Below are 14782 nucleotides of genomic sequence, written 5' to 3'. Positions count from 1 at the left end.
CTTTAACATATTATTTTAATAAGAAACCTGTTGGAAACGGATCAGTAGGATCTAATATAAATGTTTGCATACCTGTAATAAACCCTCTACTTTCAAATCGAAAAATGTATCCGAGTTCTTCTTTCTTCACTTTTTCTACTGTTATAAAGCTGTTAAAAATACTTTCATTTCTAAAAGGTTTATCCGCTATATAATCATTTTTAAATAATGTATGAACATAAGACACAATAGTAGAAACAAAACCTGGTGAACGTACTATAAAGTTATCTTCATGAAATGTAATCGACTTTATATGGTTCTTTTCTTTTTGCATAGAATCTACTAAAATAAGTCTTTTTATTAATGACTGTTTTTGTATAGTTTGAAGTGTAGCTTCACCCCATTTTTTTAATTTAGAGATGTTTTCAATACTGATTTCTGGCGAATACGTATCTTTTTCTACAACTGCATATACTTTATCTGCCTGTATGAGAGAGTAACTTATATTACCAATCTTTAAATTTTTCTCAATCATATAACATAGTTTGCTTTCAAACGAAACAGATACAACTTCATCATTCTCTACATATGCATTCACTGAAAATATGCCAGATAGCGTTTCGATTTTGTATTGATTAGACTCTCTCTTTTTTAAATACCCGCTTTCTAGTAACATCGTTATTACTGCGACAATGCCTCCGTAATGAAGAGGAATGGATCCTTCATGATTAAAAAACAATACAGCTGCATCCACTTCATTATGAATAGAAGGAACGACAATACATCCATTTAAACCGATGAAACCACGTGGTTCATTTAATAAAAGTTTCATTTCTTCTGCTAATTCACCTGAAAATTGTTCATTTAATTGCTCCAAACTGTAGTAGTATTTACATGGTACGTCTTTCATTACACGAAATGCCTCGCCATTTACGTGTACGTCTACTGCTGTATACATTTTTTGAATGTTCATTTTACATCCTCCGTTTCATGTTCCATCGGCGGAATTAGCAAAAAGCCTTCTTTAAGTGGATCCTTTTCATTGTAAAAAAATCTATGCATACCCATAAGCCAAGCTGATCCCGTAATTTTCGTTACTACAGCTTCAATATTTTCTACATATGTTGTATTCATAACACACCCTTTAAATAAAGAACCTACAATACTCTCATGAACAAATTCTTCATCGATATCAATTTTTTTATGAGCATATAATACAGCTAACTTCGCTGATGTTCCTGTGCCGCATGGAGATCGATCAATTCCTCCTGGCGGAACAACAACTGTATTTTTCACATGCGCACTTTCATGAGTAGGATCTGTATAAAATTCAACATGTGTTAATCCTCTTATAAACGAATACTCTGGATGAATGATTTCAAACTTCTCATTAATTGTATTTCTAATATGAATCGCCTTATCAATGATTGTAGATGCGTTTTCTGGTACTAACTCTAAACCTACTGACTTCGCATCGATAATGGCATAAAAATTCCCTCCATACGCAATATCCGCCTCTACAGTTCCAATTTCTTCGACGTGTACAGAAATATTTTTCAGTAAAAAAGCTGGTATGTTACAGAAGGAGACTTCTTTCGCTTTCCCATCTTGAACAGAAATATCTACTTCAACTAAGCCAGCTGGTGTATCTAGCTTTAAAGAAGTAACCGGTTCAATTACTGGAATTAAACCTGATTCAACTAAAGCTGTACATACACCGATTGTATCGTGGCCACACATCGGCAAATATCCACCTGTCTCTATGTATATAACACCTATATCAGCTTCAGGATGACACGGATCTGTTAATAATGCCCCTGACATTACATCATGACCACGAGGTTCATTCATTAACAATTTCCGAATCCAGTCATACTCTCTTTTCATATGTAACATCTTCTCTGCCATCGTCTCTCCAATTAACTTAGGAAGTCCGCTAATTAATGTCCTCGTTGGATTCCCGCCTGTATGTGTATCAATTGTCGTAAAGACTCTTTGTGACCTCATCCGTTTAACACCCTTTCTGTAAAACGACTCAAACGAAGTGGTTCAATAGGAATGATTGTTTCTTTTTCATTTAATAACTCTTCAATCACTTTCCCAGTAACTGCCGCAAGACTAATTCCATCACCTTCATGTCCTGCTGCAATAAAATAATTCGGAATATGTTCCACTCGTGAAATTATCGGCAAATGATCTTCTGTCCACGGGCGTAATCCAGCATATGAACGAATCACCATCATATCTGCCATTTTCGGATAAAAACGAATTGCTCTATTCGCAATACATTTAATAACCTCATTGTTAATCCTCGTATGAAAGCCTACAAACTCTCTACTACTACCAATTAAAAAATTTTGGCTTTCTGTCGGTTCAAATACAAGTGCCACCCCGTATTTTTCAGTTAAAGCATCCACTTTTCGTTTTCCGCCAAATTTAGAAATTACATAACCAAATTCCATTACTTTACGGCAACCTACGTGTTGTTGCCTTGAAGCTACAATAATATGTCCCTTTCTCGGTTCAATTGGGATATTCACATCTAACATCTGTCCGATTTTAGGAGCCCACACACCGGCTGCGTTCACCACTTGCTTCGCAGTAAACGTCCCATTTGTCGTTTCTACAATAAAGGAACCATCTATATCTCTTTTCATTTCTTTTACTTCTGTATGATTAAAAGCTTTTGCACCAAATTTCTTCGATTCTGCAAGAAGTGAAAAAGCAAGAAGATATGGATTTACAGTTGAATCCGTTGCACATTCTAAACCACCCAATAAATCATCTGCAAAAAATGGTGATTCTTCTTTTATATCTTGCCTATCAAGCATTCGAAACGGTAATCCAGCTTCTTTTTGACGATTTACCCATTGCTGCGCTGCCTCCATCTCTTCGTCTGATTCACAAACGAGAATGCTTCCTGGCGCTCTATATTCAAATGAGTGCTCCAATTCTTCACTTAATTCAGTTACTAAATTTTGACTTACTAACGACATTTGACTATCAAACCCTGGATCTTTATCAATCGCTAAAATATTCCCGTCACACCGTGAAGACGTTCCACTGACAAATTCTCCTTTTTCAATGATCGTTACGCCTCTTCCGTATTTTGAAGTGTAATAAGCGATAGAACATCCTATAATTCCACCACCTATTATTAAAACGTCACAGTGCCTCATATATAGCACTCCTCCTTTCTCCTAAATCTCTCACTTTTTATTCATGCAATTGGTGTGCCAACTCTACATACAGAACTATTTATATGAAATAATTTTTATTTGTAAAAATATTTTAAATTTATCTTAAATAGGTGTATTATTTCTTTATCACTGTCTAAATTTTTATACATACCAGGAGGACACTATGACATTTTCATTTCCAACAATAAAAGAGTTTATAAAAATTTTATCAATTGATCGTACAAGCACCATTCAGCACATGAAACAGGAAGGTAAAAATTTTTATTACCTTCCTTCATCTACTGAAGAATGTAGTTGCGCAGTTATTTATGAAGAGGACTCTTTCACTACGTTAATCGAAGCTTTTTCTAACAATTCGGCAGTTGTAATTGTGAACGAAAATCTAGATCCTATATGCTGTGTAACTGCTCAACAAATGATTCCATTTCTTTATAAGTCTTACAATGATCTGCTAGCTTTTTATAACACTGTCATTCAAACGACTGATTCTTCTGTTACCGTCATTGATGAGAAAGAATGCGTTCGTACGTGGACAGATGGCGCTGAAAAAATATTTTCAGTCAAACATAACGAAATTATCGGACAACCGATTACACGTTTTTTTGATTATAAAGATTTAGAAATTTTACAATCATTACATGACGGAAAAAGCATAATCGCCCAGTTCCATCAGCCTCGTCCGGATTTGTTCGTATTAATTAATTCAAATCCAGTTTATTGTAACAATGAAATTATAGGAGCAGTCGTTTCTGAAACTGATGTTACAAATCAAGTCGCTTTGAATGAAAAACTATTTAATATGTCGCATGAAATGCACCGATTAGAACAAGAAGTAGCAAAATATAAAGATACATCCGATCCTTTCCTTGCGATGAATGGAAAAAGCCCTGTTATACAACGAACGATTCAATTAGCTAGAAAGGTTTGTTCAGTGAAATCCACGGTTTTAATACTCGGCGAAAGCGGAGTTGGAAAAGAAGTGTTTGCGAAAGCAATTCATGAAGCAAGTGAGACAGCGAATGCCCCGTTTATTTCAATTAACTGCGGTGCAATTCCTGAAGCGTTATTTGAAAGTGAATTATTTGGTTACGAGCGCGGGGCGTTTTCTGGTGCAAATAGTAGAGGTAAGAAAGGAAAAATAGAGCTCGCGCAAGGCGGTACTTTATTCCTTGATGAGATTGGAGAAATGCCGCTTGATATGCAAGTGAAACTTTTGCGTGTACTGCAAGAACGAAAGTATTACCGAGTTGGTGGAGAAAAAGAAATAAATATTGATTTCCGCATTATCGCTGCTACAAATCGTGATTTACAAGAAGAAATGAGAAAAGGAACTTTTCGAGAAGATTTATACTATCGCTTAAACGTAGTAAGCTTGCTTATTCCGCCACTACGCGAAAGACGCGAGGATATTATCGAATTAACCTATTCCTTCTTAAACGATTTTTCAATAAACTATAACAGGCCTATTCGAGACTTACCTTCAAATATTATGCATGAACTACTTCATTACAATTGGCCTGGTAATATTCGCGAGCTCCGAAACGTAGTTGAAAGACTCGTCGTATTTGCGACAGACGGCATTATTAAACAAGAATATTTACCATTTCATACAAATGAAACTTTAGACAATCATACAGCTCAATCCCTATTACTCAGCAACAATAATACGATTCTTTCTTTACAAGAAGAAATGGATGAGCACGAGAAAAAGGTAATTGAAAGAGCTTTACGCATTTTAGATGGTAATAAATTAGAATGTGCGAAACAACTTGGCGTAACGAGGGCCACTTTATATAACCGTTTAAAAAGACTGGGGTTACAATAATCCCTCTCCTCCTCTATATTGGCATAGTTTTTGCATAATAATTTGTGCAAACCGAACTAGAGGAGGAATACATATGACGAATAAAGAGAACTTAATTGTTTGTCGTTGTGAAGAAGTTACATACGGACAACTTCAATCGACAATTGCTGAATATAATTGCTCAGCTCGTGAGTTAAAACTAAGAACGCGTGCTGGTATGGGTTTTTGCGGGGGACGTACATGTAGAACAACACTAGATCGAATGATCGAAAACGCTAACCCTGGTACATCTCCTGACGAGATTCCATTAAAATATCAACCACCAGTGCGTGCAGTTACTTTTGGGGCGGTAGGTGAAAATAAATGAATAGAATTATAAATCACCCTATTTTAGGTAGTTTAAATAGTAGTCAGCGTATCAATTTTCAATTTAATGGTCAACAATATGAAGCATATGAACATGAAACGATAGCGGCCGCTCTACTTGCAAACGGAATAAGAACGTTAAGAGTCCATGAAGATAGCGGGACGCCGCGAGGTATTTATTGTAATATCGGACATTGTTCTGAATGCCGCGTGACTGTAAACAATCAAACGAACGTACGAGCATGCTTAACGGTTGTAGAAAACGATATGGTTGTTGAAAGCGGAAAACAGCATCCAAATATCGTGAGAGAGATGGTGAAAAAGCGATGATTGATGTAATTATTATTGGTGCAGGACCAGCAGGATTATCAGCTTCCATCTCTTGTGCACGTTTTGGACTTAACGTACTTGTTATTGATGAATTTATGAAGCCGGGCGGGAGATTGTTAGGACAGTTGCATCAAGAGCCTACTGGGGAATGGTGGAACGGAATAGAAGAATCCAAACGCCTTCACGAAGAAGCAAAATCCCTTTCAGTCGATATTCGGTGCGGTGTTTCCGTCTATAATTTAGATAAAGATGAGAGGTCTTGGTTCGTGCATACAAATATCGGTACGCTAGAAGCACCGTTCGTACTAATTGCTACTGGGGCTGCTGAGTATTCTATTCCCCTTCCTGGCTGGACACTTCCAGGAGTTATGTCAATTGGAGCAGCTCAAGTTATGACAAATGTTCACCGCGTGCAAGTTGGAAAAAAAGGAATCATAATTGGCGCTAACATTTTGTCTTTCGCCATTTTAAATGAATTACAATTAGCTGGAATTAAAGTAGAACATATTGTACTTCCTGAAAAAAGTGAGCTAAGCCAAAAGGCTGGTGAACCAGAAGAAGTTTTGAACTCTCTTTTAAATGCAGCTCACCTCGCTCCTTCTGCTTTTCTGCGTTTAGGTAGCCGTTTTATGAAATATGATTGGATTCGAAAAGCTGGATTAACCTTCTATCCAAATAACGGAATGAAAATAAACGGAACGCCGCTTCATCTTCGTAAAGCTGCGCTTGAAATTATCGGAGCGGAACAAGTTGAAGGTGTTCGTGTTGCTAACATTGATTCTAAGGGAAATATTATTAATGGATCAGAAAAGATATATGAGGCAGACTTCGTTTGTATAGCCGGAGCTTTGTATCCTCTTGCTGAGCTTGCCGCTGTAGCAGGATGCCCTTTCCATTACATTCCAGAATTAGGCGGACATGTTCCACTTCATTCAGAAGAAATGGAAACCCCTCTTCCAGGTTTATTTGTAGCTGGAAATATTACTGGCATTGAAAGCGGAAAAATCGCGATGGTGCAAGGGACAGTTGCAGGTCTATCTGTCGCTAAACATGCAAGTGAGAAACTTGACGTAGTCGACCAACAATTACAACAAGCAATTCAAAACGTTCACTCTGTTCGTCAAAAAGCAGCGATTCAATTTAATCCAATGATTGATGTTGGTAGACGGAAGATGAATGAACTTTGGCGTGATTATTCTTCTACATATGCACATACTAAAAAGAGCTGCTGAGATTACTCTCAACAGCTCTTTTCACTACTCGTCCGAGTTATTAAATTTCGCTAATGCGTAGATGCCTTCTTCATCATCTAATTCAAGTTGCAATCTTGCTGCAAATGAATTGACGTTGTATTCTCGATCAAGCAACAAGCGTAGTGCTTCGATTAAGTTTGCTTGAATTAAAATTTGCTGGCGACCATTTACCTCTACTTCTGCAGAGAAACCGTAGTCATCATCATACATTAGTTCAACTGAAACTTCTTCTGGACCAACTTGTCGTTTTTCAGCGATATATACGCAAAGTGCATTTATAAGTTCTTGTTCAGAAATTTTTATTGTTTCCATGCTACTTCATCTGCCTTTTTCTTACGTTGATCTTTGAAGTATTTAAATGCACGAACTGCTAACATTACGATACCAGCCATTACTAACATATTTACCATAAACGCTAATACAGAACCAAGTGCTCCCATATTTGCAAATAAGCTACCCATTAGTAAACCACCAAGACCACCTAGTAATAGGCCTTTCATAAAGCCACCTTTATTACTTTTTGGCGCTGTGTTTGTTGCTTTTGTTTTTGAATCAGTTGTCGTTTTTTGTGAATTCACATTAGAATCTTTTTTGTTTAAATCAACTTTTGACTTTTGACCTGAACTTGGTGTATATGATTTTTTACCAGATTTGTAACTTTTCGCTGCCGCATGATCTACGAACATAAAGCTACTAGCCCCAAAGATAACCATGAATGCTGTCATTACTGCTACAAGTTTTTTCAACATATTATATCCATTCTCCTTTTATATAGATATATGTGAAATCTATCTTTCTAGTAAATTCAGAATGATAGATTTGTTTTAAAACCATTTTAAAGGTTCTTATGAACTTATTATATGAACTTTTGTCGAAATATGCAAGCATTATTTACTTACGACAATTTCATGACATAGGAAAAATTAAGCAAAACGGAATTGACTTTAAATGAAACAAAACATATTATAAGTTCATAAGAACTTTTTATAATTTTGGAGGTGAAAAGATGGAAACATTTCATCTCACACGAAACGAAATGGCAACGCTCCTTCTATCACTAAGAGGATGGAATACGAAGAAGCCTCTCGGCATTTTACAAGAAGCTTGGGCAAAGTCACATAAAAAAGATATTGAAAGCGGACAAAGCGTTACTGCTTTTATTACAACCGCACTTTCACCTATTTTTGAAAAATTGATTAAGATTGACGATACGGATGTCGGTTTTTCTTTAAATGAAATAGTTGCGCTTGGCAATCAGATTGAAAACACGAGTTTCTCTGTAACTGCTATGCAAAACTGGGTGAAACGAGATATAAAAGAAATGATTGGCTCACCTCAAAAAGGGAAAAAATACTCAATCGAACAAGCAGCATTACTATTCATTGTCGAAGATTTAAAAACAGCGCTTGATTTTGAATCTATTCGCAAACTATTACGACTCATCGTAAATGACCCTGCCGATCGAAGTGATGATTTAATTAATCCTCTTCATTTATATGTAGCTTATTCTTCTTTATTTGAAGAACTGAATCAAGGGAATTGCTTACAACTAAATGCTACAGATACAGTTCATACGATCGAAAATATCGTAAAAGAAAAAGCTGATAAAATAGCAAGTAAGTTCGATCAAATTAATAACGAACAACGCGAAGCAATTCGTAACGCTATTATTATCGCCACACTTTCTGTACATACCGCTTATGTACAAATGCTAGCGAAACGATATGTGACAGCAACATTATTTTTACAAAATTTAGATGTGAAACCTTAAAAAACAGGAGCAGATTTGCTCCTGTTTTTTTATATCAATATATCTTTTGTACTATTAAGCTCACATGAAATTCGAAATTGCCCTTCATGAACTTTTTCGGAGACTAAAAAAGTTTTATGTAGACACCTTTATTCTCACTAATATATGAGAAATTTTTAATAATCTTTTCATTATCTCTTCATGAAAACTGGGCTTATATCCTTTACTATAATACTTATGAGAGACATAAAAGAATTGAAATGGCAATCCACTATATAAATAAGGTATAATCTACATATAGTGAACCTTTTACATTGTTAAATAAAGGGGCTTATATTCAAAATTCATAAATTAGAAGGTGCAACAATGTTAAGTAGTTTTATTCATTCAGTATTAACATTTTTTGAGGGATTAGGTTATTGGGGCATAATGCTTGGACTTATGATTGAAATTATTCCAAGTGAGATTGTCCTTGCTTATGCGGGATACTTAGTATTCAATGGTAGTATCTCATTTGTAGGCGCAGTTATATTCGGTACAATTGGTGGGGTTATTGCCCAAATCTTTGTTTACTGGATTGGTCGATATGGTGGTCGCCCTGTATTAGAACGTTACGGTAAGTATATTTTCATACATAAAAAACAAATGGATGCTGCTGAAGATTGGTTTAATCGTTACGGAACTGGCGTAATTTTCACTGCACGTTTCATTCCTATCGTTCGTCATGCGATATCAATTCCTGCTGGTATTACAAAAATGCCATTACTACGTTTCACTACATTAACAGCACTTGCGATCATCCCTTGGTCTATCATTTTCATTTATTTAGGTGAGAAACTAGGTGAAAATTGGGAGAATATTAACGATATTGCTGGACCGTATGTAAAATCGTTCGCTATCGGTGGCGTTGTACTTATACTTTTATATTTCGTAATAAAAAAGTGGACAAAAAAACGTAAAAATCTTGCTTAAGATTATAATAAAAACCACTATAAATTCATTAAGAATTATAGCGGTTTTTATTATCGGCTTGATCATGTATTAGAAATTGTATTATTTCTTTTTTATGCTTTAAGTCATGCTCGATAAGTGATGAAAAATAATTATTTAACCTCAATTTTTTTGTGCCAAATTGATAGTCATTATTAAAATTCCGAGCAGGAATTCGCTCAATTTGGTCTACTAATTGTTTACGAGTAAAGCTAAATTGATCTATTAGTTCTTCTTTTGAAATACCAGACCTTGCATATTTTATTGCACCCTTATTCATTTCCTCAACATCTGTTGGAACGATATGTACAGATTTCCCGCTTACAAAATATGAAATTCTATACTTCATTAAAAACTCATCCCAAACAATAAAATGTGAAATTACATCCGCAATTGCCCATGAACCTTTTTTAAATGGTTGAAACCATTTATCCTCCGATATTCCATTCAATGTTTGGCACCATTCTATTAGATTTAACTTTTCTTCCAGAATCCTTCCTTTCTCCATAATGCACTCCTCTTCCACACTAATAATTCATTCATATTAATGATTTCTAGACATTTCATTAAAACCCTCCAGTCTAAGATTTACATGGATAAGCAACAATTCCACCATAAAATACGTATAGTAACTCAAAAAGGATTGATTCCCTATGCATTGGCAGCAAAAAGTACCATACTTAATCGGACGCCCTGTTGGTGTTTCTCTCATTAATGGGCAAGGGACATCCGGCGTTTTATGCGGTGTTCAAAATAATCAATTATTTGTTTACGAATACCTTTACCAAGCCCAGTTCGCCATGAAACATTATGACTTTAGACAAATTCAAGATATACACGCCTTTCCAAATTGCCCACACCAAAATCCTCTATACTAAAAAACAGGAACGGCTTTATTGCCATTCCTGTTTCTATTGTTTATGCATTATTTTTCAGAGTAAAACTTCTGCACTGCTTCATCAAAATAGATCCATCCTTTCCAGCCTAAATGAATTGTATCTTTTAAGAAATACTTATCATATTCATGGCTAGAAAAATCGACTACTGGGTATCCTGCTTTCTCGACTTGATCGCGAACCTTATTATAATACACATCACGACGTTCTTTTGGGAAACCAGCGTAATCATACCACGGTCCGTTTACAGGCACAGAAATAAAGAGTGGTTTTACATTTTTTTCTTTGAAAAGATCTAAAACAATTTGTAAGTCATCATATTCTGGTGAATCATCATACGATTCATTTGCTCTAAAGTTTTTTAAACCTTTTAATTTTTTCTTTAAATTATGTTTATAATAATATGGATTTTCAATTCCGAATGTATTTGTTGTGGATCCTACTTTACCTTCTTGTTCCGCATGTTTACGTGCATCTTCCCAAGAAAGCGAACGTAGTCCCATATTTGTTTTCTCTTTCATCGGTTCTATCTTAAATAGAGAGTTAAATAAATCTCGATGATCTAAAATGTTCTGGTACATATAAGCTAGCGGTTTAGCTAGTCCAGCTTTTATGTTATGTTTTGTATCGTTATATGCAATACTTTCGAGCGAACTACTTAATATCGCATCCTTATGAACAACTTTATAATCTAGTAAACGTTTCGCGATTTTTTTCTTCATTTCAGGCTTTATTTCGTCATTAAAAATAAAGTGATAGGCTTGTTGTTTGGAGAAATTATTTGTAAAATCCCCTTGTGATACACCGGTTTTTGTAAACCATTGTGGTGAAAGAACAAAGACTACCTTTTCACCTTCTAATTCATCCATTGTAGACGTCATATTTAATATATGAGCCAAGCTTTGCGTACCACCAGTCCCTATTAAAAATGGAGTAAAACCTGCTGGATTTACTTTAAAATAGTTAGATGGATGATATGCATCCATTCGTAAAAACTCTGATGAACCATACATCGGTAAATACTGAGAATTCTCTAACATTTTCTGTTGCAAGAAAACACTTTGTAATTTCTCTTTTTGTAAGGAAGTTGCTGCATCTTCTATCTTTTTATCGCTTATTAATGATACTAAACTCTTAGATGGAATAAGCAATACAATGAAAAAGAGTAGACACGCTAAAATAATTGGACCAAAAGCATGCTTCATCTTCATCGTTTATTCCTCTTTCTATTACGAATAAATTGTAACCCTTGTTTATGACACGTCATCATTTTTCTCCTTTTTTCTATACATGTTCCATTCTATTTATCTATTATATACATGTATGTATTTCCTCCCTTGCTCTATTAAGTCCTATACAAATAGCGCAAGAAAATGCTTCCAAAGAAACATGTTAATTATACAAGATTCTACATAAATTTCACACTTTAATTTATGTAATAATTTTATTTTTAAGCGATGAAAAAACTTATAAAATGTCTATAATTCATTTGAAGCTATAAGAAAAAACAGACTATCACATACGTGAAGTCTGTTTCTCCATCACTTTATTTTTGTACATCTGCCCATTTTAAACTTGTAGCTGGACCGAATTGATGTACATATAATTCTTTCACATATGGTTTTTGTAAGTAAGAAAGACCGCGCTGGAATACTGGTGCAATTACCGCATCATCAAGGAGCACTTTTTCCGCATCTTGTAGTGCTTTCCAACGAGCTTTTTCATCATTACCTAACTCTGTTTTAATCTTCTTAATTAAAGCGTCGTATTCTGGATTTGCATATCCTGTATTATTTACGGTACTTCCCGAAAGGAAAACTTCTAAGTATGTCATTGGATCTGGATAATCAGGTAACCAACGTGATAACGACATTTCGTATTCTTTTTTCTTCTCTAACGCTAGTTTTTGCGTATGTGGTTGTAATTTCACATTTACTTTTAGCCCCGGTAAGTTTTTCTCAAGCTGTTCTTTAATATATTCTCCTACTTTTTTAAAGTTCTCTAAGTCATAGTTTAATAGTTCTAACGTCACTTCATTTGTGCCTGTCTCTTGCTTCGCCTTTTCCCAATATTCCTTTGCCTGTTTTACATCCGTCTTATTAAACTCGCCTGCCGTACTTCTAAAGTCTTTCTTATCTGGTCCTTTTAAGAATCCTTTTGGTACGTAATAATTCGCAGCAACTGATCCGTCATTTAAAAATGATGTCGCCAAGCCCTTTTTATCAAACACTGTACTTAGCGCAAGACGTGCATTTTTATTTTTAAGAATCGGCACATTTTCATTGAAACGGAAGAAATACATAACCGGATCTGTATATTATTTTAGCTCTTTATTGTTTTTATATTTATCTACGAATTCTGTTGAAATGACAGCTCTATCAACTTTATCTGTCTCATATAAATTTACTGCAGTTGAAATTTCTTTAACAATTTGATAGTTTACTTCATCTAACTTCACTTCTTTTTTATCCCAATACTTATCATTTTTCTTCATTGTAAAACTTGCTTCGTGCTTCCACTCCGACAACGTAAATGGCCCATTATACACCGCTTTATTTGCCTCTAACCCGTATTTATCGCCTTGCTCCTTCGCATATTTTTCATTAATTGGATAGAAAGATGGTAAAATGAGTAGTTTCGTAAAATACGGTACAGGATGTTCCAGTTCTACAACGAACGTTTTATCATCCTTTGCTTTCACACCTAATTCTTCTAAGCCTAATTGTTTCTTATTTATCTTCTCCGCATTTTTCACATCGTACGCGATATATGCATATTGAGAGGCTGTATCTGGATTTATAAGTTGCTTCCAAGCATATACGTAATCATGAGCTGTTACTGGATCTCCGTTAGACCATTTCGCATCACGTAAGTGGAATGTATATGTCTTACCATCTTTACTCACTTCATATTTTTGTGCTCCCGCTTGAATCACTTCATCATTTTTCGATAAACGGAATAACCCTTCCATTACGTTATTCAAAACGTTAAATGATACCGCATCTGTTACTTTCCCTGAATTTAATGATGGAATTTCACCCGTTTCTAGTAGTTGTAATACTTTCTTCTCATCTTTCGGCTTTGTAGCTGTTTTTTCTTTAGCACAGCCTACTAAAAATGAAGATACAAGTAGAGTACTAACTAATGAGTAGCGAACAACCTTTTTCATATAAAGCCCCCCTATCTTTTTTAAGGTAAGTAACGACGAGCACCAGCGTATTCTTCTATATATCCTGGTGTATTTAGCGGTATAATTTCTACCGATCTTTCAGCCTTTGGAGAGTGAATCATATTTCCATCACCAATATACATGGCAACGTGATGAACACTACCTTTTCCTTGATTATGTGCAAAGAATATTAAATCGCCCTTTTGTAGGTTTTCTTTACCAACCGCAATTCCTGCTTTTGATTGTGGCCCAGAATCCCTCGGTATTGTAATGCCATGTGATTTATAAATCGTATGTGTAAATCCAGAGCAATCAAATCCAAAACCACTTGTACCAGCCCATATATACGGTAATCCTAAAAACATTTTTCCGGTGTTTATTAAGTCATCAGCGGTTGGAGTCGGAATATCATTTTGAGAATGGTAAACAGTTCCATCATTTTTCCGTAGCCACGCCTTCTGACCATTTGGCAACAATACGCGGTATGAGATCGTATCTTCACTTAATAGCGGTAAACGCGTATTATAACTGACTTCAAGCGATTTATGTTTTTCAGAAGGGTTAATATATACAATTGCTGTCGGTTTCGTTACTAATACAAAAGCTTCGTTTGTTTTATCTGCAAATTCCTGATTATACGTTAATTGTTTTTCGGGCATCCATCCCGGGTAACCTACTTCGTTTCTTGGTGTTGGCTGACCGTGGACTAACACTTTCACCCAGTCACCTTTCTTATCAACAACCGTTACTTCTTGACCGAGTAGCGCTTGCGTTTCTAATTTATTTGCACTCGTTAACCAAAGCTTCTCATCTAGCGTCATTGATTTCGTCCACTTCCATAAATCAACTGGATTTGTCGCACTCGGTGCATCAATTGGTCGTAATGAATCTGGTGCAGTCCATAACGTTGCAGCAGATACATCTATAAATGCTTTACTATCCTTCTTCTCTTCAGCATTCACCGAAGTAAACGATGAAAATATAAATAAAGTTGTTAAAAATGCAGTTCCTACTTTTTTCATATATATCCCCCTTATAAGATAGT

General features: G+C 35.3%; 15 protein-coding genes and 1 pseudogene. 7 read left to right on the top strand and 9 right to left on the bottom strand.

The genetic code is table 11. The annotated features are described in order from the left end of the window. Positions 1-10 precede the first annotated feature (10 nt). The 3 genes from MHH66_RS12565 to MHH66_RS12555 are packed head-to-tail and all read right to left on the bottom strand — an operon-like array spanning position 11 to position 3158. Positions 11-952, bottom strand: a complete 942-nt coding sequence (locus MHH66_RS12565) for a proline racemase family protein (RefSeq protein ID WP_063219125.1) — start codon at positions 950-952, stop codon at positions 11-13. After that, positions 949-1986: a proline racemase family protein gene (locus MHH66_RS12560; RefSeq protein ID WP_078185957.1), complete on the bottom strand. Its 1038-nt coding sequence runs from the start codon at positions 1984-1986 to the stop codon at positions 949-951. Before MHH66_RS12560 ends, MHH66_RS12565 begins: the two co-directional genes overlap by 4 nt. Next, on the bottom strand, positions 1983-3158 hold the full coding sequence (locus MHH66_RS12555; protein WP_078185956.1) for an NAD(P)/FAD-dependent oxidoreductase: 1176 nt from the start codon (positions 3156-3158) through the stop codon (positions 1983-1985). The genes MHH66_RS12560 and MHH66_RS12555 overlap by 4 nt, the downstream gene beginning before the upstream one ends. Before the next feature lie 184 nt (positions 3159-3342). On the opposite strand from MHH66_RS12555, the gene MHH66_RS12550 reads away from it, so the two are divergent. The 4 genes from MHH66_RS12550 to MHH66_RS12535 all read left to right on the top strand — a co-directional run bounded on the left by MHH66_RS12550 (position 3343) and on the right by MHH66_RS12535 (position 6911). Further along, entirely contained in the window at positions 3343-5004 is a 1662-nt protein-coding gene (locus MHH66_RS12550) for a sigma-54 interaction domain-containing protein (RefSeq protein WP_002185648.1), read from the top strand. 73 nt (positions 5005-5077) lie between these two features. Then, complete coding sequence (locus tag MHH66_RS12545) at positions 5078-5350, top strand: (2Fe-2S)-binding protein (RefSeq protein WP_002065856.1); 273 nt, start codon at positions 5078-5080, stop codon at positions 5348-5350. Continuing rightward, positions 5347-5679, top strand: a complete 333-nt coding sequence (locus MHH66_RS12540; protein ID WP_002110336.1) for a (2Fe-2S)-binding protein — start codon at positions 5347-5349, stop codon at positions 5677-5679. Before MHH66_RS12545 ends, MHH66_RS12540 begins: the two co-directional genes overlap by 4 nt. Continuing rightward, positions 5676-6911, top strand: coding sequence for an NAD(P)/FAD-dependent oxidoreductase (locus tag MHH66_RS12535; protein WP_078185955.1), 1236 nt, complete (start codon positions 5676-5678; stop codon positions 6909-6911). The genes MHH66_RS12540 and MHH66_RS12535 overlap by 4 nt, the downstream gene beginning before the upstream one ends. A gap of 24 nt (positions 6912-6935) precedes the next feature. Here MHH66_RS12535 and MHH66_RS12530 read toward each other — a convergent pair whose 3' ends face one another. Both MHH66_RS12530 and MHH66_RS12525 read right to left on the bottom strand, forming a co-directional pair. Beyond that, positions 6936-7244, bottom strand: coding sequence for a YxcD family protein (locus MHH66_RS12530; protein ID WP_002127770.1), 309 nt, complete (start codon positions 7242-7244; stop codon positions 6936-6938). Beyond that, positions 7232-7681: a hypothetical protein gene (locus tag MHH66_RS12525; RefSeq protein ID WP_002032604.1), complete on the bottom strand. Its 450-nt coding sequence runs from the start codon at positions 7679-7681 to the stop codon at positions 7232-7234. Before MHH66_RS12525 ends, MHH66_RS12530 begins: the two co-directional genes overlap by 13 nt. Before the next feature lie 257 nt (positions 7682-7938). Here MHH66_RS12525 and MHH66_RS12520 point away from each other — a divergent pair, with 257 nt between their 5' ends. Beyond that, the gene (locus tag MHH66_RS12520; RefSeq protein WP_002085036.1) at positions 7939-8703 is read left to right on the top strand and encodes a DUF1836 domain-containing protein; all 765 of its coding nucleotides are present in this window, start codon (positions 7939-7941) and stop codon (positions 8701-8703) included. 345 nt (positions 8704-9048) lie between these two features. Then, positions 9049-9654, top strand: coding sequence for a DedA family protein (locus MHH66_RS12515; RefSeq protein WP_002032601.1), 606 nt, complete (start codon positions 9049-9051; stop codon positions 9652-9654). A 28-nt stretch (positions 9655-9682) separates the two neighbouring features. Here the strand turns inward: MHH66_RS12515 and MHH66_RS12510 are convergent, their stop codons facing one another. After that, positions 9683-10180 (bottom strand): DinB family protein, encoded by a 498-nt coding sequence (locus MHH66_RS12510; RefSeq protein ID WP_063219129.1) that lies wholly within the window; start codon positions 10178-10180, stop codon positions 9683-9685. Positions 10181-10325: 145 nt separating this feature from the next. Between MHH66_RS12510 and MHH66_RS12505 the strand changes: the two genes are divergently transcribed. Further along, positions 10326-10550 (top strand): hypothetical protein, encoded by a 225-nt coding sequence (locus MHH66_RS12505; protein WP_002032598.1) that lies wholly within the window; start codon positions 10326-10328, stop codon positions 10548-10550. Positions 10551-10597: 47 nt separating this feature from the next. On the opposite strand, the gene dltD is transcribed toward MHH66_RS12505, so the two are convergent. The 3 genes and pseudogenes from dltD to MHH66_RS12490 all read right to left on the bottom strand — a co-directional run bounded on the left by dltD (position 10598) and on the right by MHH66_RS12490 (position 14759). Continuing rightward, positions 10598-11779 (bottom strand): D-alanyl-lipoteichoic acid biosynthesis protein DltD, encoded by a 1182-nt coding sequence (dltD, locus tag MHH66_RS12500; RefSeq protein WP_078185913.1) that lies wholly within the window; start codon positions 11777-11779, stop codon positions 10598-10600. Between the two features lie 335 nt (positions 11780-12114). Continuing rightward, positions 12115-13737, bottom strand: a pseudogene (locus tag MHH66_RS12495) (peptide ABC transporter substrate-binding protein). 20 nt (positions 13738-13757) lie between these two features. Continuing rightward, positions 13758-14759 carry a C40 family peptidase gene (locus MHH66_RS12490; protein WP_078185912.1) on the bottom strand — a complete coding sequence of 334 codons (1002 nt, stop codon included), beginning with the start codon at positions 14757-14759 and terminating at the stop codon, positions 13758-13760. Positions 14760-14782: the final 23 nt, after the last annotated feature.

It is taken from the genome of Bacillus sp. FSL H8-0492, assembly GCF_038006145.1.
Lineage (GTDB): Bacteria > Bacillota > Bacilli > Bacillales > Bacillaceae_G > Bacillus_A > Bacillus_A mycoides.
This window is presented reverse-complemented; position numbering and strand designations above follow the sequence as displayed.

What these genes read in the sequence shown, in the direction of transcription:
- MHH66_RS12550 (WP_002185648.1), top strand. Translation starts at nt 3,343, where the DNA reads ATGACATTTTCATTTCCAACAATAAAAGAGTTTATAAAAATTTTATCA.
- MHH66_RS12525 (WP_002032604.1), bottom strand. Translation starts at nt 7,681, where the DNA reads ATGTTGAAAAAACTTGTAGCAGTAATGACAGCATTCATGGTTATCTTT.
- MHH66_RS12565 (WP_063219125.1), bottom strand. Translation starts at nt 952, where the DNA reads ATGAACATTCAAAAAATGTATACAGCAGTAGACGTACACGTAAATGGC.
- MHH66_RS12555 (WP_078185956.1), bottom strand. Translation starts at nt 3,158, where the DNA reads ATGAGGCACTGTGACGTTTTAATAATAGGTGGTGGAATTATAGGATGT.
- MHH66_RS12545 (WP_002065856.1), top strand. Translation starts at nt 5,078, where the DNA reads ATGACGAATAAAGAGAACTTAATTGTTTGTCGTTGTGAAGAAGTTACA.
- MHH66_RS12530 (WP_002127770.1), bottom strand. Translation starts at nt 7,244, where the DNA reads ATGGAAACAATAAAAATTTCTGAACAAGAACTTATAAATGCACTTTGC.
- MHH66_RS12540 (WP_002110336.1), top strand. Translation starts at nt 5,347, where the DNA reads ATGAATAGAATTATAAATCACCCTATTTTAGGTAGTTTAAATAGTAGT.
- MHH66_RS12510 (WP_063219129.1), bottom strand. Translation starts at nt 10,180, where the DNA reads ATGGAGAAAGGAAGGATTCTGGAAGAAAAGTTAAATCTAATAGAATGG.
- MHH66_RS12505 (WP_002032598.1), top strand. Translation starts at nt 10,326, where the DNA reads ATGCATTGGCAGCAAAAAGTACCATACTTAATCGGACGCCCTGTTGGT.
- MHH66_RS12535 (WP_078185955.1), top strand. Translation starts at nt 5,676, where the DNA reads ATGATTGATGTAATTATTATTGGTGCAGGACCAGCAGGATTATCAGCT.
- MHH66_RS12520 (WP_002085036.1), top strand. Translation starts at nt 7,939, where the DNA reads ATGGAAACATTTCATCTCACACGAAACGAAATGGCAACGCTCCTTCTA.
- MHH66_RS12515 (WP_002032601.1), top strand. Translation starts at nt 9,049, where the DNA reads ATGTTAAGTAGTTTTATTCATTCAGTATTAACATTTTTTGAGGGATTA.
- dltD (WP_078185913.1), bottom strand. Translation starts at nt 11,779, where the DNA reads ATGAAGATGAAGCATGCTTTTGGTCCAATTATTTTAGCGTGTCTACTC.
- MHH66_RS12490 (WP_078185912.1), bottom strand. Translation starts at nt 14,759, where the DNA reads ATGAAAAAAGTAGGAACTGCATTTTTAACAACTTTATTTATATTTTCA.
- MHH66_RS12560 (WP_078185957.1), bottom strand. Translation starts at nt 1,986, where the DNA reads ATGAGGTCACAAAGAGTCTTTACGACAATTGATACACATACAGGCGGG.